General features: G+C 68.3%; 26 protein-coding genes. 12 read left to right on the top strand and 14 right to left on the bottom strand.

The window, feature by feature from the left end; genetic code table 11:
• Nucleotides 1-20: 20 nt before the first annotated feature.
• From hisD to MT347_RS09940, 3 genes are read left to right on the top strand one after another with little or no spacing between them, the layout of a single operon-like run.
• Entirely contained in the window at nt 21-1,322 is a 1,302-nt protein-coding gene (gene hisD / locus MT347_RS09950) for a histidinol dehydrogenase (RefSeq protein ID WP_243500655.1), read from the top strand.
• A gap of 2 nt (nt 1,323-1,324) precedes the next feature.
• Complete coding sequence (nrdR, locus tag MT347_RS09945) at nt 1,325-1,825, top strand: transcriptional regulator NrdR (RefSeq protein WP_243500653.1); 501 nt, start codon at nt 1,325-1,327, stop codon at nt 1,823-1,825.
• Between the two features lie 5 nt (nt 1,826-1,830).
• Nucleotides 1,831-2,856, top strand: a complete 1,026-nt coding sequence (locus MT347_RS09940; protein ID WP_243500651.1) for a quinone-dependent dihydroorotate dehydrogenase — start codon at nt 1,831-1,833, stop codon at nt 2,854-2,856.
• A gap of 277 nt (nt 2,857-3,133) precedes the next feature.
• Here MT347_RS09940 and MT347_RS09935 read toward each other — a convergent pair whose 3' ends face one another.
• Nucleotides 3,134-3,706, bottom strand: coding sequence for a DUF3043 domain-containing protein (locus MT347_RS09935; protein ID WP_243500649.1), 573 nt, complete (start codon nt 3,704-3,706; stop codon nt 3,134-3,136).
• A 46-nt stretch (nt 3,707-3,752) separates the two neighbouring features.
• Between MT347_RS09935 and MT347_RS09930 the strand changes: the two genes are divergently transcribed.
• The 6 genes from MT347_RS09930 (at nt 3,753) to MT347_RS09905 (ending at nt 9,611) form a co-directional block, all read left to right on the top strand.
• Nucleotides 3,753-5,147 (top strand): dipeptidase, encoded by a 1,395-nt coding sequence (locus MT347_RS09930; protein WP_243500647.1) that lies wholly within the window; start codon nt 3,753-3,755, stop codon nt 5,145-5,147.
• A gap of 71 nt (nt 5,148-5,218) precedes the next feature.
• The gene (locus MT347_RS09925; RefSeq protein WP_243500645.1) at nt 5,219-5,581 is read left to right on the top strand and encodes an iron-sulfur cluster assembly accessory protein; all 363 of its coding nucleotides are present in this window, start codon (nt 5,219-5,221) and stop codon (nt 5,579-5,581) included.
• A 165-nt stretch (nt 5,582-5,746) separates the two neighbouring features.
• Nucleotides 5,747-6,628 (top strand): cytochrome c oxidase subunit II, encoded by an 882-nt coding sequence (coxB, locus tag MT347_RS09920; protein ID WP_243500643.1) that lies wholly within the window; start codon nt 5,747-5,749, stop codon nt 6,626-6,628.
• A gap of 2 nt (nt 6,629-6,630) precedes the next feature.
• Nucleotides 6,631-8,394: a cytochrome c oxidase subunit I gene (gene ctaD, locus MT347_RS09915; RefSeq protein ID WP_183417936.1), complete on the top strand. Its 1,764-nt coding sequence runs from the start codon at nt 6,631-6,633 to the stop codon at nt 8,392-8,394.
• Between the two features lie 4 nt (nt 8,395-8,398).
• Nucleotides 8,399-8,815, top strand: a complete 417-nt coding sequence (locus MT347_RS09910; protein ID WP_243500641.1) for a cytochrome c oxidase subunit 4 — start codon at nt 8,399-8,401, stop codon at nt 8,813-8,815.
• A gap of 4 nt (nt 8,816-8,819) precedes the next feature.
• Nucleotides 8,820-9,611 carry a PP2C family serine/threonine-protein phosphatase gene (locus MT347_RS09905; RefSeq protein WP_243500639.1) on the top strand — a complete coding sequence of 264 codons (792 nt, stop codon included), beginning with the start codon at nt 8,820-8,822 and terminating at the stop codon, nt 9,609-9,611.
• 111 nt (nt 9,612-9,722) lie between these two features.
• Here the strand turns inward: MT347_RS09905 and pip are convergent, their stop codons facing one another.
• The 6 genes from pip to MT347_RS09875 form a co-directional block, all read right to left on the bottom strand.
• Nucleotides 9,723-10,688, bottom strand: a complete 966-nt coding sequence (pip, locus tag MT347_RS09900) for a prolyl aminopeptidase (RefSeq protein ID WP_243500637.1) — start codon at nt 10,686-10,688, stop codon at nt 9,723-9,725.
• Between the two features lie 94 nt (nt 10,689-10,782).
• A complete protein-coding gene (locus MT347_RS09895; RefSeq protein WP_243500635.1) occupies nt 10,783-11,193 on the bottom strand; it encodes a rhodanese-like domain-containing protein in 411 nt (136 codons plus the stop codon).
• Nucleotides 11,194-11,389: 196 nt separating this feature from the next.
• Nucleotides 11,390-13,225: a cytochrome bc complex cytochrome b subunit gene (locus tag MT347_RS09890; RefSeq protein WP_243500633.1), complete on the bottom strand. Its 1,836-nt coding sequence runs from the start codon at nt 13,223-13,225 to the stop codon at nt 11,390-11,392.
• Nucleotides 13,222-14,280, bottom strand: a complete 1,059-nt coding sequence (locus MT347_RS09885; RefSeq protein WP_243500631.1) for a ubiquinol-cytochrome c reductase iron-sulfur subunit — start codon at nt 14,278-14,280, stop codon at nt 13,222-13,224. Before MT347_RS09885 ends, MT347_RS09890 begins: the two co-directional genes overlap by 4 nt.
• Nucleotides 14,281-14,319: 39 nt before the next feature.
• A complete protein-coding gene (locus tag MT347_RS09880; RefSeq protein ID WP_243500629.1) occupies nt 14,320-15,132 on the bottom strand; it encodes a c-type cytochrome in 813 nt (270 codons plus the stop codon).
• Between the two features lie 16 nt (nt 15,133-15,148).
• A complete protein-coding gene (locus MT347_RS09875; RefSeq protein WP_308194229.1) occupies nt 15,149-15,781 on the bottom strand; it encodes a heme-copper oxidase subunit III in 633 nt (210 codons plus the stop codon).
• A gap of 184 nt (nt 15,782-15,965) precedes the next feature.
• Here MT347_RS09875 and trpD point away from each other — a divergent pair, with 184 nt between their 5' ends.
• Both trpD and MT347_RS09865 read left to right on the top strand, forming a co-directional pair.
• Entirely contained in the window at nt 15,966-17,027 is a 1,062-nt protein-coding gene (gene trpD / locus MT347_RS09870) for an anthranilate phosphoribosyltransferase (RefSeq protein ID WP_243500627.1), read from the top strand.
• A 3-nt stretch (nt 17,028-17,030) separates the two neighbouring features.
• Nucleotides 17,031-18,023 (top strand): PHP domain-containing protein, encoded by a 993-nt coding sequence (locus MT347_RS09865; RefSeq protein ID WP_243500625.1) that lies wholly within the window; start codon nt 17,031-17,033, stop codon nt 18,021-18,023.
• Between the two features lie 3 nt (nt 18,024-18,026).
• Here the strand turns inward: MT347_RS09865 and MT347_RS09860 are convergent, their stop codons facing one another.
• A complete protein-coding gene (locus MT347_RS09860; protein ID WP_243500623.1) occupies nt 18,027-18,959 on the bottom strand; it encodes a 5'-3' exonuclease in 933 nt (310 codons plus the stop codon).
• Nucleotides 18,960-19,225: 266 nt separating this feature from the next.
• Between MT347_RS09860 and MT347_RS09855 the strand changes: the two genes are divergently transcribed.
• Nucleotides 19,226-19,525: a hypothetical protein gene (locus MT347_RS09855; protein WP_243500621.1), complete on the top strand. Its 300-nt coding sequence runs from the start codon at nt 19,226-19,228 to the stop codon at nt 19,523-19,525.
• Between the two features lie 61 nt (nt 19,526-19,586).
• On the opposite strand, the gene MT347_RS09850 is transcribed toward MT347_RS09855, so the two are convergent.
• The 6 genes from MT347_RS09850 to MT347_RS09825 form a co-directional block, all read right to left on the bottom strand.
• Nucleotides 19,587-19,910 (bottom strand): hypothetical protein, encoded by a 324-nt coding sequence (locus MT347_RS09850; RefSeq protein WP_243500619.1) that lies wholly within the window; start codon nt 19,908-19,910, stop codon nt 19,587-19,589.
• Nucleotides 19,907-20,311: a hypothetical protein gene (locus MT347_RS09845; RefSeq protein ID WP_243500617.1), complete on the bottom strand. Its 405-nt coding sequence runs from the start codon at nt 20,309-20,311 to the stop codon at nt 19,907-19,909. The genes MT347_RS09850 and MT347_RS09845 overlap by 4 nt, the downstream gene beginning before the upstream one ends.
• 726 nt (nt 20,312-21,037) lie before the next feature.
• Nucleotides 21,038-23,299 carry a hypothetical protein gene (locus MT347_RS09840; protein WP_243500614.1) on the bottom strand — a complete coding sequence of 754 codons (2,262 nt, stop codon included), beginning with the start codon at nt 23,297-23,299 and terminating at the stop codon, nt 21,038-21,040.
• Between the two features lie 519 nt (nt 23,300-23,818).
• A complete protein-coding gene (locus tag MT347_RS09835) occupies nt 23,819-24,088 on the bottom strand; it encodes a hypothetical protein (protein ID WP_243500612.1) in 270 nt (89 codons plus the stop codon).
• Nucleotides 24,085-24,477 carry a hypothetical protein gene (locus tag MT347_RS09830; protein ID WP_243500611.1) on the bottom strand — a complete coding sequence of 131 codons (393 nt, stop codon included), beginning with the start codon at nt 24,475-24,477 and terminating at the stop codon, nt 24,085-24,087. Before MT347_RS09830 ends, MT347_RS09835 begins: the two co-directional genes overlap by 4 nt.
• A 90-nt stretch (nt 24,478-24,567) precedes the next feature.
• The gene (locus MT347_RS09825; RefSeq protein WP_243500609.1) at nt 24,568-25,539 is read right to left on the bottom strand and encodes a P22 phage major capsid protein family protein; all 972 of its coding nucleotides are present in this window, start codon (nt 25,537-25,539) and stop codon (nt 24,568-24,570) included.
• Between the last annotated feature and the right edge of the window lie 716 nt (nt 25,540-26,255).

Here is a 26,255-nt window from a genome sequence, read left to right as displayed (position 1 = left end):
ACGGCCGGTAACCTGGACGTATGCTTCGCACGATCGATCTCCGCGGCCGCGCGCTCTCGCCGGCCGAGTTCCTCGCCGTGGTTCCGCGGGCCGACGCCGCGCGTGATGAGGCCCTCGCCACGGCGGCGCGTCTCGTCGACGACGTCGCCCACCGCGGAGAGGAGGCTCTGCGCGAGCAGGCCGCCCGATTCGATCGCGTCGTCGACCACGCCATCCGGGTGCCCCTCGACCACCTCGATGAGGCACTGCGCGACCTCGCCCCCGAGATCCGCGCGGCCCTGAACGCCGCCATCGAGCGCGTCCGCACGGCTTCCGCCGCGCAAGTCCCCGCTCCGGTCGTGACCGAGATCGGTCCCGGTGCGCGCGTCACTCAGCGCTGGCAGCCGGTGCGGCGAGTAGGGCTGTACGTGCCCGGCGGCAAAGCGGTCTACCCCTCGAGCGTCGTGATGAACGTGGTCCCGGCCCAGATCGCCGGTGTCCGCGAGGTCGCCCTCGCCTCCCCGCCGCAGTCCGCGTTCGGCGGGCGCGTGCACCCGGTCATCCTCGCGGCCGCGCGGCTGCTCGGGGTCACCGAGGTGTACGCGATGGGCGGCGCCGGCGCCATCGGGGCCTTCGCCTATGGGGTCTCCGAGATCGGCCTCGACCCCGTCGACGTCGTCACCGGACCCGGCAACAACTTCGTCGCCTCGGCCAAGCGGGCCGTGGCGGGCCGAGTCGGCACGGATTCCGAAGCGGGAGCGACCGAGATCCTCGTCGTCGCCGACGACAGCGCCACCCCCACCCTGGTCGCGGCCGATCTGGTGAGCCAGGCCGAGCACGACGAGCAGGCGTCCGCCGTGCTGGTCACCGACTCCGCCGATCTGGCCGAGGCCGTGCAGTCCGCGCTGCCCGCGCGCGTCGCCGCGACGCGCCACGGTGAGCGCGTGACCGCCGCCTTCCACGGCCCGCAATCGGCCGTCGTGCTCGTCGACGACATCGCCCAGGCCACGGCGTTCAGCAACGCCTACGCCCCCGAGCACCTCGAGCTGCACCTCTCCGATCCGCGGCCGCAGGACTTCGTCAACGCCGGCGCGGTGTTCGTCGGCCCGTACACGCCCGTGAGCCTCGGCGACTACCTCGCCGGCAGCAATCACGTGCTCCCCACGGGTGGTCAGGCTCGGTATAGCGCGGGACTGTCGGCGGCGACGTTCCTGCGGCCCCAGCAGGTCGTCGAGTACGACCGCGCTGCGCTGTCCGAGGTGCGGGACGCCATCGTCGTCCTCGCCGAGGCCGAGGCGCTGCCCGCGCACGGCGAGGCCGTCACCGCGCGCTTCGAGGTCTGAGCGTGCACTGCCCGTTCTGCCGCAATCCCGACTCGCGCGTCATCGACTCTCGCACGAGCGACGACGGTCTCAGCATCCGTCGTCGTCGCCAGTGCCCGAAGTGCGGCGGGCGATTCTCGACGGTCGAGACCGCGAGCCTGAACGTCATCAAACGCTCGGGCGTCGTCGAGCCGTTCAGCCGCGAGAAAGTCATGTCGGGGGTGCGGAAGGCCTGCCAGGGGCGACCGGTGACCGACGCCGATCTCGCCGTCCTCGCCCAGCGGGTCGAGGAGGCGATCCGCCAGACGGGATCGTCGCAGATCGAGGCGAATGAGATCGGACTGTCGATCCTCGGCCCCCTCCGCGACCTCGACGAAGTGGCCTACCTCCGCTTCGCGAGCGTCTACCAGGCGTTCGACTCCCTCGAGGATTTCGATGCGGCGATCGCACAGCTGCGAGCGGATCACGCGACCAGCGCGTCCGACGCCGCGGACGGCGATCTCGATGGGCGTCCAGTAGCCTGACGGTGATGTATCCGCTTCTGTTCCGCACCGTCCTCACCCGCTTCGATCCCGAGTTCGCGCACCACCTCGGTGCTCTCGTCATCCGCGCGGCGGGCGTCGAGCCGGTGGCATCCGTGGTCCGCCGCTTCACGGCGCCGACCCCCGACCAGCGCGTGCGGGCTCTCGGGCTCGACTTCCCGTCGCCGTTCGGTGTGGCGGCTGGTTTCGACAAGAACGTCACGATGGGGCGCGGCCTCGGCGCCCTGGGGTTCGGCCACGTCGAGGTCGGCACCGTCACGGCCCTGCCGCAGCCCGGCAACCCGAAGCCCCGTCTGTTCCGGTTGGTCGCCGATCGCGCGGTGATCAACCGCATGGGCTTCAACAACGATGGAGCAGCGGCCGCCGCGGCCAAGCTCCGACGCCTGCGCCGCACGCGCACGCGTCCTGTGATCGGCGTCAACATCGGCAAGAGCCGCGTCGTGGCCGTCGACGACGCCACCACCGACTACGTCCGCAGCGCGACCATGCTCGCCCCTCTCGCCGACTATCTCGTGGTCAACGTCTCGTCACCCAACACCCCGGGACTCCGGGGGCTGCAGGCGGTCGAGACCCTCCGCCCGCTGCTGACGGCGGTGCGCGATGCCGCGGGCGACACACCGCTGCTGGTCAAGATCGCACCCGACCTCGACGACTCCGAGGTGCAGGACATCGCGCGCCTCGCCGTGGATGCGGGGCTGTCGGGCATCATCGCCACCAACACCACGATCGAGCGTTCCGGCTTGCAGACGGATGCCGCCGCCGTCGAGGCGGCGGGCGCCGGCGGTCTTTCCGGTGCGCCGCTGAAGGCGCGCGCGGCCGATGTCCTGCGGCTCGTCCGCGAGGCCGTTCCGGCGGAGTTCGTCGTCATCTCGGCCGGGGGAGTGGAGACCGCCGACGACGTGCGCGACCGGCTCGCCGCCGGGGCGACCCTCGTGCAGGGCTATACCGGGTTCCTGTATCGCGGCCCGCTCTGGGCCCGACAGATCAACCGGGGCCTCGCGCGCGGTCGGTGAGGCAAGCCCGCGGGCTCTCTTCCGCGGTCGTGTGCCTGCGGGGATGAGCCGGGCGTGCCGCACGGCGACCCTTCCGCGTCCGGCGGGGGAGGCACGCCAGGGCGAAGGAGACGAGAGAGCCGCGTGGCGACCCGTCCGCGTCCGGCCGGGGAGGCACGCCGGCGCGAATGACACGGGGGAGTCGCGTGGCGACCCGTCCACGGCCGGCCGGAGAGGGACGTCGACGCGAATGAGAAACGGCGCGCCCGAAGGCGCGCCGTTCGTCGGATACTCGGGATCAGACCGGGTACTGACCGCGCTTGACCTGGGCCTTCGGCAGGCGCATGAAGCGCATCTGAACGGTCCGCATCGCCGCGTACCACCCGAGGCCCTTCTCGAGCTTGCTCTCGCCGAACTTCTCCTTCGCGGCCTTCTTCACGCGGATGGAGGTGATGATCATGTCGCCGACGACGAAGAGGATGAAGATCCACAGCGCCACGAACGACCAGTACTGGAAGATCGACATGGGAATGAGGGTCGCGACGATCACGATGACCATGAACGGCATGACGCCCTCGCCGAGGTGCCATCCGGCATCCACGAAGTCCCGCGCGAAACGGCGCTGAGGGCCGCGGTCGCGCACCGGCAGGTAACGCTCCTCGCCGGCCGCCATGCCGATGCGAGCTTTCTCGCGCTGCGCGGCGAGCTCCGCCCGGGCGCGGGCCTTGGCCTCTTTGGTGTCGGGCACGAGCGGGCGCTTGCGCGCGGCCTCCTGCTCGGCGCGTGACGGGGTCGCACGGCCCTTGCCCGTGCCGAACTCCGTCGGGTCGACGGGGGTGTCGTTGGGGGCGGGGGCAGGGGACTTGGCCACGGGAAACCTCGGTGCTTCGTTGATCGGGAGATTTAAGATTACCCGCATGACCCTCGACCTGTCCCGGCAGGACGCTGTGCAAAATGCAGCGGACGCCGGCATCCCCGCAGCCCTCGCCGATCTCGGCTCCCTCGTGCGCATCCCCTCAATTGCCTGGCCGGCCTTCGATCAGTCCGCCCTGGTGCGAAGCGCCGACGCCGTCGCCGCCCTCCTCGAGGGCACCGGTGTCTTCGACTCGGTGACGGTGACGCGCGCCGCCATCCCCGGCACCGAGGAGATGGGCCAGCCGGCGGTGCTGGCCTCGCGCGCCGCCCGCAACGGTCGCCCGACGGTGCTGCTGTACGCGCATCACGACGTGCAGCCCCCCGGCGATGACGCCTTGTGGGACTCCCCGCCGTTCCAGCCGACGGTTCGCGACGGTCGTCTCTACGGCCGAGGTGCCGCCGACGACAAGGCCGGTGTCATGGTCCACGTCGGGGCCGTCCGTGCGGTCGCCGACGTGCTGGGCGACGACCTCGACCTGGGCCTCGCCGTCTTCGTCGAGGGTGAAGAGGAGTACGGCTCCCGGTCGTTCGCGCAGTTCCTCGCCGACAACGCCGACGCGCTGCGCTCCGACGTGATCGTCGTCGCCGACTCCGGCAATTGGGACGAACGCACCCCCGGGCTCACGGTGTCGCTGCGCGGGAACGCCCGATTCACGCTCACGGTGCGCACCCTGGAGCACGCCTCGCACTCGGGTATGATGGGCGGCGCGGTCCCGGATGCCATGCTCGCCACGGTCAAGCTGCTCGCGACCCTGTGGGACGACGACGGCGCCGTGGCCGTCGACGGCCTCGCGGTGCGCGACGCCGCCACCCCGGATTACGACGAGGCCACCCTCCGCGAGGAGTCGGGACTGCTCGAGGGGGTCAGCCCGATCGGCCGTGACTCCATCCTCAGTCGCATCTGGAACAAGCCCTCCCTCACCATCACCGGATGGGATGCCACGCCCGTGGCGTCGGCATCCAACACCCTCGCCCCCGAGACGAGCGTGGTCATCAGCGCACGCGTCGCCCCCGGACAGGATGCCGAGGAGGCGTTCGTCGCGATCGAGAAGCACCTGCGCGCCCACGCCCCGTTCGGCGCGCGGCTGGAGTTCCGCGACGTGGACTGCGGCAATTCCTTCCTCGTGGACACGAGCGGCTGGGCCGTCGGGGAGGCGCGCGCAGCGTTCGCCGACGGGTACGGCGTCGCGTCCGTCGACGTCGGCATCGGCGGTTCCATCCCCTTCATCGCCGACCTCGTGCGCGAATTCCCTGCGGCGCAGATCCTGGTGACGGGGGTAGAGGACCCGCACGCGCGCGCACACAGCCCCAACGAGTCGCTGCACCTTCAGACCTTCCGCAACGCCCTCGTGTCCGAGGCCCTGCTTCTCGCGCGCATGAACGAACGCACGGTCTGACGGGACCGCGGGGGTGGGATCGGCGTAGACTCGTCTCGTCCCCGCGACCGACCAACCTGAAGGGCATCGCCATGACCGACACCACTCTGTCGCCCGCCGACACCCGTGAGCACGGCGTGGGCCTGACCGCCGCCGCCTCCGACAAGGTGAAGAGCCTCCTCTCGCAGGAGGGTCGCGACGACCTGCGTCTGCGCGTGGCCGTCCAGCCCGGCGGATGCTCCGGACTCATCTACCAGCTCTACTTCGACGAGCGCCACCTCGACGGCGACAAGGTCGTCGACTTCGACGGCGTCGAAGTCATCGTCGACGACATGAGCGTGCCGTACCTCGATGGTGCGAGCATCGACTTCAAGGACACGATCGCGGAGCAGGGCTTCACGATCGACAACCCGAACGCGCAGGGTTCCTGCGCCTGCGGCGACAGCTTCCACTGAGCTCGGCCACCGTTCGGTGGCGTCGTTTCCGAGAACCCCTGGACCACGGATCAGACCGTGGAATCCGGGGGTTCTCGATGTCTCGGCACTGGACGAATGGCCTGAGAACGGTGAGAGGTTGCCGTAGACTGTCAAAGCTTCATCCACGACCCGGAAAGGTGCATTGTGCCCTCCAAACGTCGCCTTCGCTGGGCCGCCCTCCCTCTCGGGATCGCGTCGGTCGCTGTCCTCTCGGGCTGCACCACGACCCAGCTGCACGGATTCCTGCCCGGCTTCGTCGATGACGGAACGCCCGCGACGAACCACACCGACATGGTCGCCGGTCTGTGGGTCAACTCGTGGATCGTGCTCCTCGCCGTGGGTGTCGTCACCTGGGGCCTCATGCTGTGGTCGGTCATCGCCTACCGCCGTCGCAAGGGTCAGTCGGGCCTCCCGGTCCAGCTGCGGTACAACATGCCGGTCGAGATCTTCTACACGATCGTCCCGCTCATCCTCGTCGTGGGTTTCTTCGCATTCACGGCTCGCGATCAGAACACCCTCGAGACGCAGTACGACGACCCGGATGTGTCGATCACCGCGTACGGCAAGCAGTGGGCGTGGGACTTCCAGTACAACGGCGAGGAAGAAGACAACTCCGACGCCGTTTACTCGATGGGAGTCCAGGCCAAGGCGACGTCCGATGGTTACGACCTCGACGACGTGCCGACCCTCTATCTTCCGGTGAACAAGACGGTCAAGATCGACCTCCGCTCGCGCGACGTCATCCACTCGTTCTGGATCATCGACTTCCTCTACAAAAAAGACATGTACATCGGCCGCGACAACGAGTGGTCGTTCACCCCCACTCGCGAGGGCACGTACGAGGGCAAGTGCGCCGAGCTCTGCGGTGAGTCCCACTCCGCGATGCTCTTCAACGTCAAGGTCGTCAGCGAAGCCGAGTACGACGACTATCTCGACTCGCTGCGCCGCGCCGGCGACGTGGGCGACATCAGCGACCTGTCGCGTCTGCAGAACCTGACGACGACCGGTACCGAAGGGAACGAGTGATCATGGCCACGACGCTTCCGCTCCAGGGGACGGGCCCTTCGCGGCCGACGACTCTCCCGCCGCGTCAAGCCGCACTGCTGAGCACCACGCGTGTCGAGCAGAAGGGCAACCTGGTCGTCAAGTGGATCACGTCCACCGACCACAAGACCATCGGGTACATGTACCTGATCGCGTCCGTCCTGTTCTTCATGCTCGGTGGCGTGATGGCTCTGATCATCCGTGCTGAGCTCTTCGAGCCGGGCATGCAGATCATCCCGACGAAAGAGCAGTACAACCAGCTCTTCACCATGCACGGCACGATCATGCTGCTGATGTTCGCGACTCCGCTCTTCGCCGGTTTCGCCAACGCGCTGCTGCCGCTGCAGATCGGTGCCCCTGACGTGGCGTTCCCGCGTCTGAATGCCTTCGCGTTCTGGCTCTTCCTCTTCGGCTCGACTATCGCCGTGTCCGGCTTCCTCACCCCTCAGGGTGCGGCCGGCTTCGGGTGGTTCGCCTATCAGCCGCTGGCGAATGCGAGCTTCTCGCCGGGCGTCGGTGGAAACCTGTGGATGCTCGGTCTCGGCATCAGCGGTTTCGGCACGATCCTCGGTGCGGTGAACTTCATCACCACCGTGCTGACGATGCGCGCCCCCGGCATGACCATGTGGCGCATGCCGATCTTCTCGTGGAACACCCTCATCACGAGCATCCTGATCCTGCTGGCATTCCCCGTGCTCGCGGCAGCCATCTTCGCCGCTGCCGCCGACCGCGTGCTCGGCTCGCACATCTACAGCCCCGAGAACGGCGGCGTCCTGCTCTGGCAGCATCTGTTCTGGTTCTTCGGCCACCCCGAGGTGTACATCATCGCGCTGCCGTTCTTCGGCATCGTGTCCGAGATCTTCCCGGTGTTCAGCCGCAAACCGATCTTCGGATACAAGACCCTCGTCTACGCGACGATCGCGATCGCGGCGCTCTCGGTGGCCGTGTGGGCGCACCACATGTACGTCACCGGCGGGGTGCTGCTGCCCTTCTTCGCGCTCATGACGATGCTCATCGCCGTCCCGACGGGCGTGAAGATCTTCAACTGGATAGGCACGCTGTGGCGAGGATCGGTCACTTTCGAGACGCCCATGGTCTTCGCTCTCGGGTTCCTCGTGTCGTTCGTCTTCGGCGGTCTGACCGGTGTCATCCTCGCCTCGCCCCCGCTGGACTTCCACCTGTCCGACTCGTACTTCGTCGTGGCGCACTTCCACTACGTCGTGTTCGGCACCGTGGTGTTCGCGATGTTCGCCGGCTTCTACTTCTGGTGGCCCAAGTGGACCGGGAAGATGCTCAATGAGCGTCTCGGAATGGTGCACTTCTGGATGCTGTTCGTCGGCTTCCACATGACCTTCCTCATCCAGCACTGGCTCGGCGTCGACGGTATGGTCCGCCGCTACGCCGACTACGCGGCGGCCGACGGATGGGCGTGGGAGAACCAGCTCTCCACCGTGGGCTCGATGATCCTCGGCGCCTCGATGATCCCGTTCCTGCTGAACGTCTGGATCACGGCGCGCAAGGCGCCGCGCGTGACGGTGGACGACCCGTGGGGCTACGGCGCGTCGCTCGAATGGGCCACGTCGTGCCCGCCGCCGCGTCACAACTTCACCTCTATTCCGCGCATCCGCAGTGAACGTCCCGCGTTCGACCTGAACCACCCCGAGGCCGGCATCCCGGTCGGCGTGGGTCCGGCCAAGGACGCACCCGACGCACCTGTTGTCGACGCTGCGGCCGGAGAGGTCAAGTAATCCGATGCGTACCAATGTCAACCTCTGGTGGATCCTCGCGGTCTTCTCATTCCTCATCGCGGCGATCTACACCGTCTGGAGCCTCATCCAGCACGGCGGCGTCGAGTGGGTCGGGACTGTCGCGCTGTCATTCCTCGGCCTCATGTCGACGATGATCGCGTTCTACATCGGCCGTGTCCTCAAGGCGCAGCGCGGTGAACTGCCCGAAGACACTTTGACGGCCGATATCGACGACGGCGACCCCGAGATGGGCGAGTTCAGCCCGTGGTCGTGGTGGCCCATCGTGCTCGCTGCGTCGGCGGCGATCGCCGTGATCGGTCTTGCCGTGGGCAGCTGGCTCGTCCCCGTTGGATTCGCGGTGTTCGTCGTCGCGATTGTCGGTTGGGTGTACGAGTACTACCGCGGGTACTTCGCGCGCTGATCCTGTGCCCGTTCGGCTTATCACGGCCGCCGTTTCTGATGCCGGCGCCCACCGTCCCACCAACCAGGACGCTGCGTTCGCGGCGTCCTGGGGTGCGGCGGTCGCCGACGGTGTGGGTGGCGGACCGTCGGGTGACCTGGCCTCAGCCGCATTGCTGCATCGCCTCGTCGCGACGCGAGGGGGAGGCCTCGACGCCGACGGCCTGCTCGTGCGCATCCGCGAGGCGAACTGGGACATCCGGGCGCACGTGAAGCGCGATCCTGCGCTCGAAGGCATGGCGACGACGTTCACCGGGATCTTTCTGAGCACGACCGGCGAACTCCTGCTGGCCCACACGGGAGACTCGCGGGCTTATCTGCTGCGCGACGGCGAGTTCTCGCGCGAGACGCGTGATGATTCGTACGTCCAGGCGTTGGTCGACCATGGGATCATTCCGCCCGAGGCCGCCGCGGCCCACCCTCGCCGCAACATCATCACCGCCTCTCTGGGTGGTGCCGAGGGCGACGTCGTTTCTGTGGCCACGCGTCCGCCGCGTATCGGTGACCGGTGGGTGCTCTGCAGCGACGGGCTCACCGACTACGTACCCGAGGTCGATGTCGCTCGCCTCATCGCCGAGGCCCCGGGCCCGCGGGCGGCTGCGGTTTCCGCGGTGGCCCTGGCCCTCGAGGCGGGCACGCGCGACAACGTCACGGTCGTGGTCTGCGATGTCGTGGACGACGAGGACAGTTCCACGGTCGATCCGGTCTTCTTCGGTTCGGCGGCCCGGTGGTTCGCAGAGGACGTCGAGACCGCCTGAGCGGTCTTCGCTGGCTGCGCACGACGCAGTCGCAGGGAGCGCGGAGGTCGACCGTTCGCGTGGCGTGACGGACCGCGGGTCTGCCGGGGAGGCGACTCCGACACCGACGACTCACGCAGAGCCGACTGGCCCTGCTGCTCGGGCGAAGGCGTCGATGGCGTGCGTGGCGAGCTCCGCGCTGCGCGGCCCTCCGTGACCCTCCTGTTCGACGATCTCGAGACGACTTCCGGGCCACGCTCGGTGCAGCTGCCATGCGGTCAACGACGGGCCGCTGATGTCGCGACGTCCGTGGATGAGCACGCCGGGAATGCCCGCGAGTTGGTGTGCACGTCGAAGGACAGCTCGGTCGCCCGACAGGAAGCAATCGTGAGACCAGTAGTGCGTCACGAGCGTCGCAAAGGTGAGACGTTGTCGATCATCATCGTGCAACGGAGCGGGCGTCGCGAATGGGTCGAGAGAGACGTGTGTCGCTTCCCAGGCGTCCCATCGGTCGCCCGCGTCGATGCGCACCCGCGGGTCCGGGTCACGGAGCAGGCGTGCGTACCCCTCCACCGTCCGCTCGTTGGATCGAAGTGGCTCGCGCAGCTTCTCGTGCGCCTCAGGGAAAAGCGCCGCAACGCCGTCGGTGATCCAGTCGATCTCCCAGCGGCTCCCTGTGGTGACGGCGAAGCAGACGATCGCCGACACACGGTGCGGGTGGGCCAAGGCGTAGGCCAGAGCGAGGGTCGTGCCCCAGGAGACACCATGGACGAGCCACGCTTCGATCTGGAGGTGGTCACGGAGAGCCTCCAGATCGTCCACCAGGTGATCCGTGGTCTGATCCTTCATACTTCCGAGGTCGTCGCATGCCCACGGGGTGCTCCGTCCGCAGCCGCGCTGATCCAGGCCGATGATGAGGTGAAGGTCGGGATCGAACCGTCGACGATACCCTCCCTGACCGAGACCGCCACCCGGGCCGCCGTGGAGGTACACCGCCGGTCGGCCGGCGGGGTTGCCCGACGTCTCGAAGTACAGGCGTGCGCCGTCCGGGCGGTCGAGGAAGCCCGTCGCGAACGGCTCCAGGGGAGGGTGCGGCATCTCGGCAGCTTATGACAGGAGGCGCCTGAGCGCGCCTTCCCGGCGGCTCCCTCATCAGCTCATCCGGCTCCCAGGGCGGACGAGTCCGAGCTCGTCAGCGGCGGGGGAAGACCATCACGGTCGGGTCGTACACTCGCTCAGCCGGTCCTTCGTCGTTCTCGCAAGGCTGACCCTCGCGGACCCAGTACTCGTAACCGCCGATCATCTCTTTCACCGAGTAGCCCAGCTCCGCGAAGGCGAGGGCGGCTTTCTGTCCGGCATTGCAACCCGGACTCCAGCAGTACACGACCACGGCGGTGTCGGGCCTGATCTCTCGGGGTGCACGCTCCGCGATCTGGCGGTACGGCAGGTGTACGGCGCCGACGATCCGCCCTTGCGCCCACGCCTCGTCACTGCGGACGTCGACGAGCACGAAGTGCGAACCCGCCCTCTGCGCGGCGTAGACGTCGGACGGATCGGTCTCGAAGGAGAGGCGATTCTGGAAGTAGGTGAGGGCGTCCGTCATGGTTCCACGCTAGGGAACGCAGGTGGGGGAGGGAGGGCTCCGGATGCCATGGTCCTGCGGGATCCTGCCAGAGCGGTCGGGCGGGCCCGGTGGGCAGGCCCGGCTGGCTCTGTCAGCCAGCAGCTCCTTCTGAGGTCGGGGGACACGAAGAAGCCCCGGTGCCGTCGGCACCGGGGCTTCTTCATTGAGGAGTGTGTTACTCGCCCTTGTCGTGCTTGGGCTCGCCCAGACCCTTCGGAGCGGGAATCTCGACCTCCACGCGCTCGCCTACAGCGTTCCGCGGGCGGCCGTCCTCGTCGGCGCGAGCGTTGGCGCCGGCGATCTCGTCGGTCTCCTCGTGCGAGATGTGATCCAGCTCGTGGTGCTGGTGAGCGACGGCCGCATCGATCTCCGCTTGCGTGAGCGGGGCGAGGCGGTCCTCGAAGAACCAGCGCGACACCGACGCACGGATGTTCTCGTGCCAAGGGATCTGGCCCTTGTCGTTCGGGCGGACGACGAGGGGCTCGTACGTCTCGTTGTCGACGAGCTTCCAGCGCTCGAACTCGTCCACCGGCTGATGGACCTCGATGTACTCTCCGCCCGGGAGACGGACGATACGGCCCGACTCGTATCCGTGCAGAGCGATCTCGCGGTCCTTCTTCTGCAGTGCGATGCAGACGCGCTTCGTGACGAAGTACGCGAGGATCGGGCCGACGATCAGCAGAGCCTGAAGGACGTGGATGACGCCTTCCATCGTGAGGTGGAAATGCGTCGCGATGATGTCCGACGAGGCCGCCGCCCACATGACCGCATAGAACGTCACACCCGCCGCACCGATCGCGGTGCGGGTCGCCGCGTTGCGCGGACGCTGGGCGATGTGGTGCTCGCGCTTGTCGCCGGTGACCCACGCCTCGATGAAGGGGTAGATCAGCACGAGGACGATGAACAAGCCCAGCACGCCGACGGGGATGATGATGTTCCACGAGAACGTGTGGTCGAACAGCACGAACTCGAGGTGCGGCGGGATGAGGCGCAGCATGCCGTCGGCGAAGCCGATGTACCAGTCGGGCTGTGTACCGGCGGAGACGGGCGACGGGTCGTAGGGACCGTAGTTCCAGATGGGGTTGATCGTCACCAAGGCGGCGATCAAGACGATCACACCGAAGGTGATGAAGAAGAAGCCACCCATCTTGGAGGCGTACACCGGCATGATCGGGTAGCCCACGACGTTGCTGTTCGTGCGGGCGGGGCCGGCGAACTGTGTGTGCTTGTTGATGATCATGAGCATGAGGTGCACGGCGAGCAGCGCGACGAGGATCGCCGGCAGAAGCAGGATGTGCAGCGTATACAGGCGGCCGACGATCGCGGTGCCCGGGAACTCGCCGCCGAAGAGCAGGAACGACGTCCACGTGCCGATGATCGGCAGGCCCTTGATCATGCCGTCGATGATGCGCAGACCGTTGCCCGACAGCAGGTCGTCGGGGAGCGAGTAGCCGGTGAAGCCCTCGGCCATCGCGAGGATGAAGAGGATGAAGCCGACGACCCAGTTGAGCTCGCGGGGCTTGCGGAACGCACCGGTGAAGAACACGCGGAGCATGTGCACACCGATGCCGGCGACGAACACGAGCGCGGCCCAGTGGTGGATCTGGCGGACCAGGAGGCCACCGCGCAGGTCGAACGAGATGTGCAGGGCGGATTCCATGGCGGCCGACATGGCGATGCCGCGCATGGGCTCGTACGCACCGTTGTAGTGCGTCTCGACCATCGATGCCTGGAAGAAGAACGTCAGGAACGTGCCGGACAGCAGCACCACCACGAAGCTCCACAGCGCGATCTCGCCGAGCATGAACGACCAGTGGTCCGGGAAGACCTTGCGGCCGAGCTCCTTGACCAGCCCCGACATGCTCGTGCGCTCGTCGAGGTAGTTCGCCGTAGCGCCGACGAAGCGGCCGCCGAGCGGCTTGCCGTCACGACCCGCAGGCGCCTTCGGCGGACCGGAGTAGACCGCCGGTTCGGTGGTGACGTTCTCGGTGGGGTGAGTACCGGTACTCATGAGCGCTCCCAGAAGCTGGGGCCGACGGGCTCGTGGAAGTCACTCTGCGCGACGAGGTAGCCCTCGGCGTCGACGGTGATGGGGAGCTGCGGCAGGGGACGGGCGGCCGGGCCGAAGATGACGGCCGCACCGTTGGCGACGTCGAACTGCGACTGGTGGCAGGGGCACAGGAGGTGGTGGGTCTGCTGCTCGTACAGCGCCACGGGGCAGCCGACGTGCGTGCAGACCTTCGAGTACGCGATGATGCCGTCGTACGACCAGTCCAGGTTGTTGGTCTCGGGGTTGAGCTGCTCCGGCTGCATGCGCATGAGCAGGACGATCGCCTTCGCCTTTTCTTCCAGGTAGCCCTCGTCGTGACCGAGGCCGGCGAGTTCTTCGGGGATGACGTGGAACGCGGAACCGAGCGTGACGTCGGCCGCGCGGATCGGACGACCGGAGGGGTCGTGCGACAGGCGCATGCCCTCTTTCCACATCGTGTGGCTCAGCAGCTTCACGGGGTCCTGATCCTGAGGTGCCAGACCGCGGAACAGGGTGATTCCCGGGATGATGGAGGCGGCCAGGGCGGCGAACATCGAGTTGCGGATGATCTCGCGACGACCGAATCCCGAATCCTTATTGGCCTCGACGAAGACGTTGATCGCACCTTCGCGAACCTCGTCGCGTCCGCGCGTGGCATGCCGGTCTTCGATGTACTCCTTGTCGGACATGACCGACTTGCCCCAGTGAATGGTGCCGATGCCGATCGCGAGCAGCGCGAAAGCGATGCCGAGCCCGATGAAGAGGTTGTTGTAGCGGATGTCGATCATCGCGCCGGACTCGATCGGGAAGATCATGTAGGCGATGCTCGCCCAGATGCTCGCCGCGACCGAGACGTAGAACAGGGTGTAGACCGTGCGGACCGCACGCTTCATCTCCTGCGGGTCTTTGTCGGTCATCCGCTGACGGTGACCGGGCAGTCCCGGGTTGCTGGCGGCGTCGGGAACCGCGACGGCGAGCCCCGAGCCGGGCTTCCAGGAAGCCCTCTCGTGCTCGAGTGCGTCGTCCTCGTGTGCCATGGTGCTCCTCGTGCGTTTACGTAATGTCGAAGACGACGGTCAGTTGGACTTCGCCGTGATCCACACGGTCAGGGCGATGAGCGCCCCGATACCGAAGATCCAGATGAACAGACCCTCGGAGACCGGGCCCAGCGACCCGAGGGCGTAACCACCGGGGGAGTCGGTCTTCTGCAGGTACATCAGGTAGGAGATGACGTCGCGCTTGTCTTCGGGGGTGAGGTTGAGGTCGTTGAAGACCGGCATGTTCTGCGGTCCGGTGACCATCGCCGCGTACATGTTCACGGGGCTGACGGTGTGGAGGTCCGGTGCCCACTTGCCCTCGGTCAGCGCGCCACCGGCGCCGGCGACGTTGTGGCACATCGCGCAGTTGATACGGAAGAGCTCCGCACCGTGCGACAGATCGCCTTCGCCGTCGACCAGATCTTCGGTCGGGTACTGCGGGCCGGGGGCGGACGACTGCACGTAGGCCGCGATCGCGTTGATCTGCTCGTCGGTGAACTGGACGGGCTTGACCGGCGCCTGCGGGCCCTGGGCCTGCAGCGGCATGCGGCCGGTCGACACCTGGAAATGCACCGACAACTCGCCGACACCGAACAGCGACGGCCCCTGCTGGCTGCCTTCGAGGTTCAGGCCGTGGCACGTGGCGCAGTTGGCCTGGAACAGCTTCTCGCCCTCCTCGACCGCGCTGGCGGAGTTCGCCTCGCTCACGGGCGTGGTGGAGGTCGCGGCCATCGCGGCCGATGCACCGGCGTAGACGCCTCCGGTGAGGAGGAGTCCGATACCGATCAGCGCAGCGGCGGCCAAGGGGCTACGGCGCCCGGACGCCCGACGAGTTTTCTTCTCGCGTGCCATGTGAAGTGCAGCTCTCTTATTTGAGGAAGTAGATGACGAAGAACAGGGCGATCCAGACGACGTCGACGAAGTGCCAGTAATACGACACGACGATCGAGGTCGTCATCTCTTTGCGCCCGAAGTTCTTCACGGCGTACGCGCGACCGATCACGAGCAAGAAGGCGATGAGGCCACCCGTCACGTGCAGGGCGTGGAAGCCGGTGGTGAGATAGAAGGCCGAGGCGTAGGGGTTGGCGCTGATGGGCATGCCTTCGGCTACCAGCGTCGCGTACTCCCACACCTGACCCGACACGAAGACCGCGCCGAGGATGAAGGTGAGGTAGAACCACTCCACCATTCCCCACTGCTTGAAGCCGGTGGCCTTGCCGGTGCGGTACGGCTGGTACCGCTCGGCGGCGAACACGCCCATCTGGCAGGTGACCGAGGACAGCACGAGGATGAGCGTGTTGACCAGGGCGAAGGGGACGTTGAGCAGCTGGGTCTCTTCGGCCCACAGGGACGCGGAGGTGCTGCGCAAGGTGAAGTAGATCGCGAACAGGCCGGCGAAGAACATGACCTCGCTGCCCAGCCACACGATGGTGCCAACGGCGACCGGGTCGGGTCGCTTCACGGCACGCACGGCCTGGGAATACGTCGCTGAGGTCGTCACCGTTCCATTATGCGCGATCCGGCGGCCCGATCATCCCATCCCGAACATGAGATATTCCATCGTCGAGACTTAGGGAAGCCTCAGAATTAGCAAGGAATCCCCGGTACGGAGCAAGATCTATCGGCATCCGCGACGGCATGGACGCCGATGCGGCAGGACGACACGCGTGTGAAAGGATCATCGCATGGCGGAACGCTTCACCTGGCCCGATCTGCTCTCGTCGCTGCTGGCCGGCGACGACCTCAGCGTCTCCGAATCGACCTGGGCGATGAGGCAGGTCATGGCCGGCGAGGCGACGCCCTCGCAGCTCGCCGGATTCCTGGTCGCGCTGCGCGCCAAAGGGGAGACCGTCGAAGAGATCGTCGGCTTCCGCGACGCGATCCTCGAGGCGGCGGTTCCGCTCCCGGTCCGGGCCGAGGTACTCGACATCGTCGGAACCGGCGGCGACCGATTCGGCACGGTGAACGTGTCGACCATGGCGGCCATCGTGGCGGCGGCATCCGGAGTCCCGGTCGTCAAGCACGGCAACCGCGCCGCCAGTTCCGCGTCGGGATCGTCGGACGTGTTGTCGTCGCTGGGGATCGCGTTGACCCTCACGCCCGAGAAGGTGGCCGAGACGCTCGATCGCACGGGCATCACGTTCGCCTTCGCGTCCGCGTTCCACCCCGGGTTCCGCCACGCCGGCCCCACGCGGGCCGAGCTTGGCGTTCCGACGGTCTTCAACTTCCTGGGCCCCCTGTGCAACCCCGCCCGCGCCGAGGCTAACGCCGTGGGCGTCGCGCACCTCGATCGGGTGCCGCTGATCACGGGCGTCTTCCGGACACGCGGGGCAACCGCCCTGGTGTTCCGCGGTGATGACGGACTCGACGAGCTGACCACGACCGGGCACAGCCGCGTGTGGGAGATCAGCCGCGGCGACGTGCACGAGCATGATCTGGATCCGCGGGATCTCGGCATCCCTCTCGCCGACATCGACGACCTGCTCGGCGGGTCACCGGACCACAACGCCGACGTCGTTCGACGCGTGCTCGCCGGTCAGGCAGGCCCCGTCCGCGACATCGTGCTTCTGAACGCCGCCGCCGGCCTGGTCTCCTACCGGCTCTTCCAAGACGCGGCCGAGGTGCAGCGTCCGATCCTCGAGCGTCTCGCCGAAGCGATGACCGACGCAGTCGCGGCCATCGATGACGGGCGTGCAGCGGCGAAGCTCGACGATTGGGTGCAGACCTCGAAAGAACTGGCCGAGTAGTCCGTGGACCCGCTCGAGGCGCTGACCGAGATCGCGTACCTGCTCGAGCGGGAGAGGTCTTCGCGCTACAAGTCCAAGGCGTTCCGCACCGCGGCAGCGGCGATCGCGGGGCTGACGCCCGAGGAGCTCCACGACCCGGCTCTGCGTCGTCGTGCGGGCATCGGCGAATCGACCTTCACCGTCATTCAGCAGGCGCTGGCCGGCCAGGTGCCGGAACGGCTGGCGACACTGCGCGCCGAGACGGCGCCGACGGGCGGGGAGGAGTTGCGCGCTCGGCTGCGCGGTGACCTGCACAGCCACAGTGAGTGGTCCGACGGGCTCACCCCGATCGAGGCGATGGTGGATGCCGCTCGCGGCCTCGGGCACGAGTACCTGGCACTGACGGATCACTCCCCGCGTCTCACGGTCGCCAACGGGCTGTCCCCGGAGCGCCTGCGGGAGCAGATGGAGATCGTCCGCGGCCATCGTAGTGAGGGGTTCACCCTTCTCACCGGGATCGAGGTCGACATCCTCGATGAAGGCGACCTCGACCAACAGGACGAGCTGCTGCGCGAGCTCGATGTCGTCGTGGCATCCGCTCACTCGAAGCTCCGCATGGAGCGAGGGCCGATGACCCGGCGTCTGGTCGCCGCGGCGAGCGATCCGCGTGTCGATGTGCTCGGGCACGTGACGGGCCGGCTGGTGGAGGGGGCGCGAGGGACGCGTCCGCCGTCCGATTTCGATGCCGCTGCCGTCTTCTCCGCGTGTGCGGAGTCGGGGGTGGCGGTGGAGATCAATTCGCGGCCCGAGCGGCAGGACCCGCCCGACGACCTGCTCGCCCTCGCGATCGATGCGGGGTGCCTCTTCTCGATCGACTCCGACGCGCACGCGCCCGGGCAGCTGTCGTTGCTCGACTACGGCGCCGCGCGGGCGGAGGCCGCGGGTGTGCCGGTCGATCGCATCGTGACCACGTGGCCGCTCGACCGTCTGCGCGAATGGCTCGAACGCCCGCGGTGAGCTTCAGCGCGAAACCGCGGCGAGGGCCCTGGTCATCGCCGTGCCCAGGTTCCACGTCTCGGCGAGGGCGAGCGCGGCCGCCTGATCGACCGAGCCCAGACGGTCGTCGAAGGGTGCGAGGGTGAGGTCGCGGGCGACGCGGACGACGGTGGGGGCGACGTCGAGGTAGTCGGAGGCCCCGGCGATTTTCGCGCGCTGGGCCGGCGTGCCCCCGGTGGAGTCCGCGACGGCGGAGCGGATGCCGTCCAGCGACCCGTGCGCGCCGAGAAGCGTCGCCGCCGACTTCTCCCCGATGCCCGGGACGCCGGGGAGCCCGTCGGAGGGATCCCCGCGCAGCGCGGCGAAGTCGGCGTACTGCTCGGCGTGCACGCCGTACTTGGACACGACGGTTGCATCGTCGACGATCTCGAGGTTGCTCATCCCTCGCGCCGTGTAGACGACCCGGATTCCGCGGGCGTCGTCGACCAATTGGAAGAGGTCGCGGTCACCGGTGACGATGTCGACAGGCGCGTCGGCGCGCGTGGCGAGGGTGCCGATCACATCGTCGGCCTCGTGCTCGGCCGCCCCCACGACGGGGATGCCGAGCGCGGCGAGCACCTCGCGGATGACGGGGATCTGCGCCTCGAGCGGGTCGGGGACCTCCTCGACATCGGTGCCGGCCGGGATCGCTTCCACGACGCGGTGGGCCTTGTAGCTCGGCAACAGGTCGACGCGCCACGCGGGGCGCCAGTCGTCGTCCCAACACGCCACCAGCCGCGTCGGTTCGTAGGTGGTGACGAGTTTGGCGATCATGTCGAGCAGACCCCGCACCGCGTTGACCGACGTGCCGTCAGGCGCCTTCACCTTGTCGGGAACGCCGTAGAACGCGCGGAAGTAAAGGGACGCGGTATCGAGTAAAAGCAACTTTTCGGGTCGGGTCGTATCCCTGGGGCTCATTCACCTAGTGTCCCACGCCAACTGTGACGACTTGCGTGAGTCACTTTACGTGGTCTGATCGGGAAAAAACCGATGCTACGTTCAGTCTTGGCGCCGATGGACGGCACTTGAATGGGGTTACGAAAGTGCATGAGTTTGAGCTAGCGGTCTCGCGTTTCGGATGGCGCAACATGGAGGCGGCGGCCTACACCTGGGCGGGCCGGATGCGGGGGCGAGAGGACGGGTGCCCGTCTCTTGTGGCCGCGTGGCGCCGCGCGCTAGCCGATGTGGTCGACGATTTCGTCGCGGCGGGCGGTGTTGACGGTGTCTTTGAGCTCCGTTCTCGCGTGGTCATAGGGGTTGAGGCTCCTGAGCCGCGGGCCAATGCGCTCGACGATGCCGTCGCACGGTGGTCGCGGCTCGTGCGAGCGTTGGACGTTCACAGCGGCGCGCCGTCGTCCTTCCCGCTGACGGTGCTGTCGGCGAGCGACCTGGCGGCCATCGCGGGCGTGGCCGAGGAGCGGTTCGGGGGCGGGCGCACCACGGATGAGGGAACGGTGCGCGTGGAGCACGAGCTCGCGGCGTAGCGGGACTCGGAAACGACGAAACGCCCCCGGCGCGCTCGTGAGAGCGGGCCGGGGGCGTTGGTCATGCGGTGCGAGGTGCGTTGGTTGCGAGGGCGAGGTCGAGGGGGTTGACCTCGGTGTGCGCGGCGGTGAGCTCGATGTCGCGAGCGGGCATGGCGGCGCCTTGGAGGCGGAACCTGACGCGGTAGCGCGCGGGGACGAGACCGAGGAGGGGGAACGCGCCGTCGACGAGCTCGACGCGGATGGGGCGCGGGAGAACAATAAGCGGTGGGGTGGTGTCGGGGAGGAAGGTGGGCCCGTGCGGCTCGACGATGATGGTGCCGGTAGCGCGTGTCTTGCCGTCGGGGGTGATAAAGGTGCCGACGATGTAGGCCCTTGGGGTCATGCCGTCGCCGTCGTCTCGTAGGCCGAGGGGGTGCGAATGGAGCCGACGAAACCGCGGCGCCCCGTCGCGGCGCGGCGTACTTGCGCCACCTCGCGGCCCGTGAGGTAGACGCCGGAGGACTCAGCGAGCGTGGCGGAGTGCTCGCCACGGGTCTCTTGAGCGAATCCGCGGGGGTTTTCGTACTCGCGGCGTGCGGCCTTGAGGACGATGAGCTCCACAACGGCGGGCGCCGCAACGCCCCAGCGGTCAGCGGTGGTAGCGGCGACCTCGGCGAGAACGAGAGTCGTGGCGTCGTCGATGGCGTCCTCGGCGCGTGCCTTGTCGGCGTCGACGAGCGAGCCCTCGGGGAGTCCGAGGCGGCTCTCCAGCTTGGACAGGGCAGGGGGGAGCGGGCTAGGCATTCGGGGGGTCCAATCTCTCCCGGGCGAGCTATCGCCGGTCGGAGTTGAGGTCGTAGCCCAGGTGGTCGGGCTGGCGTCGGGTGTGACAGTCCCAGCACTGGCCGGAGGCGCGGCGCGGGAAGTCGGTTACGAGCATGAGGCGCCCACAGGGGCCGGTGCATCGTTGCATGATCGCCTCCATGGGCGGGGTTGAGGAAACAGACGGGGTCTACGAAAAACAAACGAGCGATACGTAGCCACAGGCGGACGCTATGCCGCACCGGGAGGGAAGGGAGGGGGGGTGGGGGAGTCACCCCCCACCCCTGACGGCTCAATCGGGCACATGCGTTTACACGACGCCCGGGGGAGCCGGTAGCGTCGGCATATGCTCAGGTTCCGCGAGTGCCTCATGTGCCACGAGTCGCACGCGCTCAGGCCCGACGGGCGCATGTCGATCCACACGGATGCTCGCGGCGCGCGGTGCGAGGAGCCGGGGACGAGTGCGCCCGTCGAGCGGGCGCGGGCTGAGCGGTTCGAGGCGAGGCGAGGCGCCGGTCTCTTCACGCCGAGGCGTGCGCCGGAGACCGAGGAACCGAGCGAGCTTGACGAGGCTTTCGGCGTCGCGAACGACAGGCGGCGCAAGGTCGACGACCGGCCCCCGCGGGGGCGAGACCGGGGCATCTACGTCACGGGCCGCCCCGGGATCGTGCACGGTGGGTCACCCGGGGGCGGTAAGCGACGGTAGCCCTACAGCCCGGGCATGGTGCCGATCATGCGCTCTAGGTTGAGATGGGCGCGCTGGAGCTTGGCTTGCTTGTCCTCGCGTGACGTGGAGTAGTCCGCGAACGTCGTGGCGTGGTGTGCGGCGTTGCCGTTGCGGAGCTCGGCGAGCGCAGCCGCGGTGCCCGCGGCCCAGCCCGCGCCGACGGCGACCTCGGCGGCCTCGTAGTCCGAGGCGGCGAGGGCGAGCGCATCGGCGGTGACGTCGTCCTCCATGTGACCGATGCTCAGCGCGAGGTCGTCGCCGATGTGCGCGCCGAATGAGCGGAACAGGCGCGAGGGCGAGTGGATGCCGAGGAAGTCGAGGAAGCCGTCGACGGCGCCGCCGATGAGGTCGATGAGCATGGCGCTGACCTGTCCCGCGGCGTCCCATAGTCCTTGCACGAGTCCCGCGATGAGGTCGGCGCCCGCTTGGAGGAGTCGCGGGACAGCGTCCAGGGCGGCGCCCGCAACGGTCGGGACGACCTTGGTGACGATGGTGCCGACGAGCTCAGGGACGACGGTGACGACGGCCTTGACGAGGGAGAGGAAGAGCTCGATGCCCGTGGCGATGAGGGTGGGGACTATGCCCATGAGCGTCGAGACGAGCGCGGGCAGGATGCCGACGAGCGTGGTGATGGTCGCAGGGAGCGCCCGGAGGATCGCCACGACGAGCCCGAGGAAGAGCTCGATGCCCGCGGTGACGAGGCCGGGGAGCATGCTCACGAGGGTCGTGATCAGCACCGGGAGGAGCCCCAAGACCGTCGTGAGGAGCACGGGTTGGAGCTCGATGAGGGCTTGCAGGAGCCCGTTGAACAACGAGATTCCCGCCTCGACGACGCTGGGGAGCATGCCGAGGATGGCCTCCGCGAGGGCCGGGTAGAGCTCGACGAGCGCGGCGACCCACGGAGGGAACACCCCCACGAGCGCCGTGACGAGGCCGCCGAATAGCTGGACGCCCGCGTCCAGGTACAGCACGCCCATGCTCAGGATGGCGGTGTAGATCGCCGGGAGCATCCCGAGGACGGCGGCGAGGAGCGCCGGGAGGACCGTGAGGAGCGCGGTGACGAGCGCGGTGAATGCCCCGGTGGCGGCGGAGAGGATTGAGGGCGCCATGGCGACGACGGTGGCGATGATGCCCGGCAGGATCGTCGCGAGGCTCGTGAGGAGACCGGCGAGAGCTCCCGCGCCGCTCGTGATGATGCCGACGGCGAGGTCGGCGAGCGGGGCGGGGTCGGCGGAGGTGGACAGGGCGAGGATGGCCTCGCGCACGTCGAGCAGGATGTCGACGATGGCGGAGTCCTCGGTGATGCCTCCGAGCGCTGTGAAGAGGCCCGCGTCGTAGTTGCCGAAGAGGAGGAGCTCGGTGACGCCTTGGACGGCGGGCGCGAGACCGGCGAACCAGTCGGCGGCGCTTTGCACGCCGGGCATCATGCCGAGGAGGACGGTGCGCGCCGCGGTGGCGATGGGGAGGAACCCTTGGCCGATGGTCGCGGTGATGTTGCCCCAGGACGCCGAGAGGCGTTGCATGGTGCCCTCGTAGGTGGCGGACTCGCGGGCGAAGTTGCCGTGTGCGTCGGCGGTTTGCTCCATGATGAGCGCGAGCGTGGCGGCGGTGGTGGCCTCGGCGGAGAGTGCGCCGCCGACCTTGACGAACCCGAGCTCGGCGGCCTTGGCGTCGATGGTCGCTTGCTTGAGGCTCACGCCGTAGCGCTCGATGGGGTCGCGCTCGCCCTTAAGGGCGGAGGAGATTGCCTCGACGGCCTCTTTCGAGGTGCCGCCGAACATGGAGGCCAGGTCGGCACCGAGGCCGATGAGCTCATTGGTGCGCGGCGCGAGGTCGGACATGGCCGTCCCGGCGTTCTTGAGTTGCGAGCCGAGGAGGGTGCCGAGCTCATTGAACTCGTTGGCGGTAAGGCCGACGTCCATGGCCGCGCCGCGAGCCCACGCGTGCATTTGCCCGGCGTTGCCCTTGAACACGGCGCCGATGGCGCTTAGGGATTGCTCCAGAGAGCCCGCCGCTTTGACAGATGAGCCGACGAACCCGCCGACCGCGGCGACACCCGCGGCGACACCCGCGGCGACAGCAAGGGGCAAGACGGCACGTTTCAGCAAACCTCCGACGCCGTCGGCCAGCTTCTTGCCCCCCGCGTCCCCGATGGGTGCGAGGTCGCCCGAGAGGGCGAAGCCGAAACCCTTGGACGAGGGGACGATATCGAGGGTGGCGTGTCCAATGACGCTTGCGGACATGGGGCTCCTAGGCGGGGTCGGGCGCGGCGACCCGTCGGGACCGGTGCACGCAGAAGGCCCCCGCTCGCGCGCCAAATGACGGGAGCGGGGGCCTTGGTGAGGAGAACTAGCGGACGAGGGCGAGCCCGGCGAGTGGGACGAGGGTGGGGCCGCGTGAACCGTCCCGAACGGTGACGAGCGGGTCCAGAAGTCGCCCCCGTCCAGCAAACGGCCAGGGGGAACCGGCGGCCCGAGGAATGTCCGGTGTCGCGGTCGCCCTCGTGTGCCCGAGGGAGGCCAGAGGCGTTAGGGAGGAACCGTCGTCGCCGTCCTCGACTATGACGAGCGGGTCGAGGAGGAGCGCGCGGTCGGGAGGCGAGGGGGCAGGAGCAGGAGTATTCATTCGGCGCCTCCTTATGGGCGTATCAGGCGAGCGGAGGCTCATTGTGAGGGGAGGGGCTCGGGGGAATGCGCGTTTACACGCCCACCCTGCACGGAGGGTTGTCGGCGATGACACGCGGGTGGATGCCTTGGGGCCTGTCAGTCCTCGCGGTGCCGTGCGTGGCCGTCCTTCAGCCATTGAGCCACGAGGTGGCCGGTGAGCACCTCGACCCGTTTGACCTCGGGCAGGGCCTCCCATTGGCGGAGCGAGTAGGGGCGCCGGTACCCCGAAGGGGCACGCCGGGGCGAGTCGATCGCGTAGTGGATGCGCCGGTTGAGGTGATGGGCGAGGCGGTGGCGTTCGCGACGAGGAACGAGAGGCGCGATGGCGTCGAGGTCGTCGGCGGTGACGCGGTGTAAGGCGTTCATCGGCGGCGTCCCTTGACGCTTCCCGAGCGGCGTGTCGGCGTGGCGCGGAAACCGTGCGATGCCAGCCATGCGCGGAGGTTGGCGAGCGTGGCCTCGTTCGGGCGTGCGAGGATGACGGCGCCCATGGTCGGCAACAGCGCCGCAAGGGCGGCGGCGGCGAGGAGCTCGATGACGTCGGAGGGGACGCCGAAGCGGGTGACGGCGAGACCTCGGGTTCCCTCCCATCGGTTCTCGTACGCCTCGACAGCGAGCCCAAGACCGATGTTGACGAGGGTGTCATCGGGGACGTTGTCGAGGCTGTGCATGATGTCCTCGTCCCGCACGAGAGCGAGAAACGCCTCGCGGCGAGTGCCGGTCGGGTCGGTGAGCGGGAGCGTGGTGTCGGTCATGCGAGGTGTCCTGTCGTGTGCGGGGCGAGCCCGCCCGGGGTGAGGTCGGGCGGGCTCGCGGTGGCGCTGGTGGCGCCGGGTGTATGTCGGTTAGACGTTGCTGATGTTGGCCTTGACGGTCGCGCCCCCGGGGATGGGGGACAGCGTCACAGAACCGGCGACGAAGTCCGCCTCGCCTTGGATGGCGACATCCTCTGTGCGGGTGGCCTTGTAGGCGGGGAGGATGCCCGCACCCACGAAGGTCGAAAGGACCGACCGCTGAGCGGTGACGGTGGCGTCATAGTCCTGGATGGCGCGGAGCTCGAATCCCTCGTGCGTGGATTTGTTGCCGGTCACGTCGGTCGGGACCTCGGGGGCGCGGTTGGCGAGGTAGAGCGAGCCGCGCTTCGTCATGAACACGACGTCCCCCGGGTCTCCCGAGGTGGCCTCGACGACCTCGAAGCCGCGGAGACTGCCCACGGCGCCCTTGGTGAGGGCCGAGGCGTCGCCGCCGAGCTTGTCCGCGTCGAGCGCGCCGGAGTCGAGGAGGATGTCGTAGAGCGCCGATCCGACGAGCGCGACGAGAGGCTCGCCCGCGACGTCGATGCCCTTGGCGCGGAGCGCGGCGCGGCCCTGGGTGAAGAACGAGACCGGGTTGGAGCGCATGAACGTCACATCGGGGGCGACGTCAATACCGTCGATGACGTCGGCGAGTGCGCGCTCGATCTTGGCCGCGACGGCGGTGGCCTGAGGGTCGAGTACTTGCTTGCCGAAGTCCTTGATGTCGAGGCTGAGCTCGGCGTCGGAAAGGACGACGCTGGAGTAGGCGTGAGTCGAGAGCTTCACCGGCTCGCGCAGTTCCGACAGTCGTTCGCTGATGATGGCGTTGGTGACGTCGTCGAGCGCTCGCCCGTGAGCGGCCAGGGCGCCTGAGACTGTCAGGTAGACGGTGTCGCCACGGCCCGCGATGAAGTCGGACGAATCGAAACGCTGAGCGACGTTGCCGAGGCGCAGACTTGCGAGCGCGAGGAGAGTGGCGACGTCGCCGACGGCGGTGGGGTCGGTTTGGAAGATGTTTGCCATGGTGGCGGGTTCTCCTAGGAGATGTGCGGCGCGAGGGTGTGCGCCTGGAGTGGATGAGGTGGAGAACCGCGTCTAGCGGTCGGTGACGGGCCGCACCTTGGCGGCGTCGTCGGGTGAAACGGCGACGCCCCCGGTGTGGCGCCCACTTGGGGCCACGCCCGGGGGCGTCGAAGGTGTGCCGTGCCGGAGCGACCGGTCAGGGCGTGGCCCGCTGTCCCTCGATGCCGTCGCGAACGGCGGCGAGGCGGACGGGCGGAACGCGTCGCACGGTGGCGACGGGGGAAGGTGAGGGCGGGTCAGGCGGCTAGCTTGACCGCGGCGGCCTCGCGCGCGAATGCGGAGAGGTCGGCGATGAGGGCGTCGCGGCGTCGGGCCTGGCGGCGCTGGCGGCATGCATTGGAGCATGTGAGGGCGTGCCGACGGGAGGCGGTGAACGTGGCACCGCAGGCGTGACACGTGAGAGTGTGCGTCATTGCGAAGTTGCACCTTTCCGGGGCGAGAAGTGTGTGAGCCTCTTTACCCTTGGATATACCGCCGGGATGCCCGCGAGTGGGGCCGAGGCGGAGGGGGCCACGCGGGGCACCTCATGCGGTCTCGGCGACGCGCGCAATGGCACGTTGTGCACTTAGGTCGACGACACGGGGCGGCGGTGACCGTTTCGACTCACCTCATTAGAGGTTAGTGGTGTGGGGGCATCGACCAGCGTCCCTGTGGGC

It is taken from the genome of Microbacterium sp. VKM Ac-2923 (genome assembly GCF_022815605.1).
Classification (GTDB): Bacteria; Actinomycetota; Actinomycetes; order Actinomycetales; family Microbacteriaceae; genus Microbacterium.
This window is presented reverse-complemented; position numbering and strand designations above follow the sequence as displayed.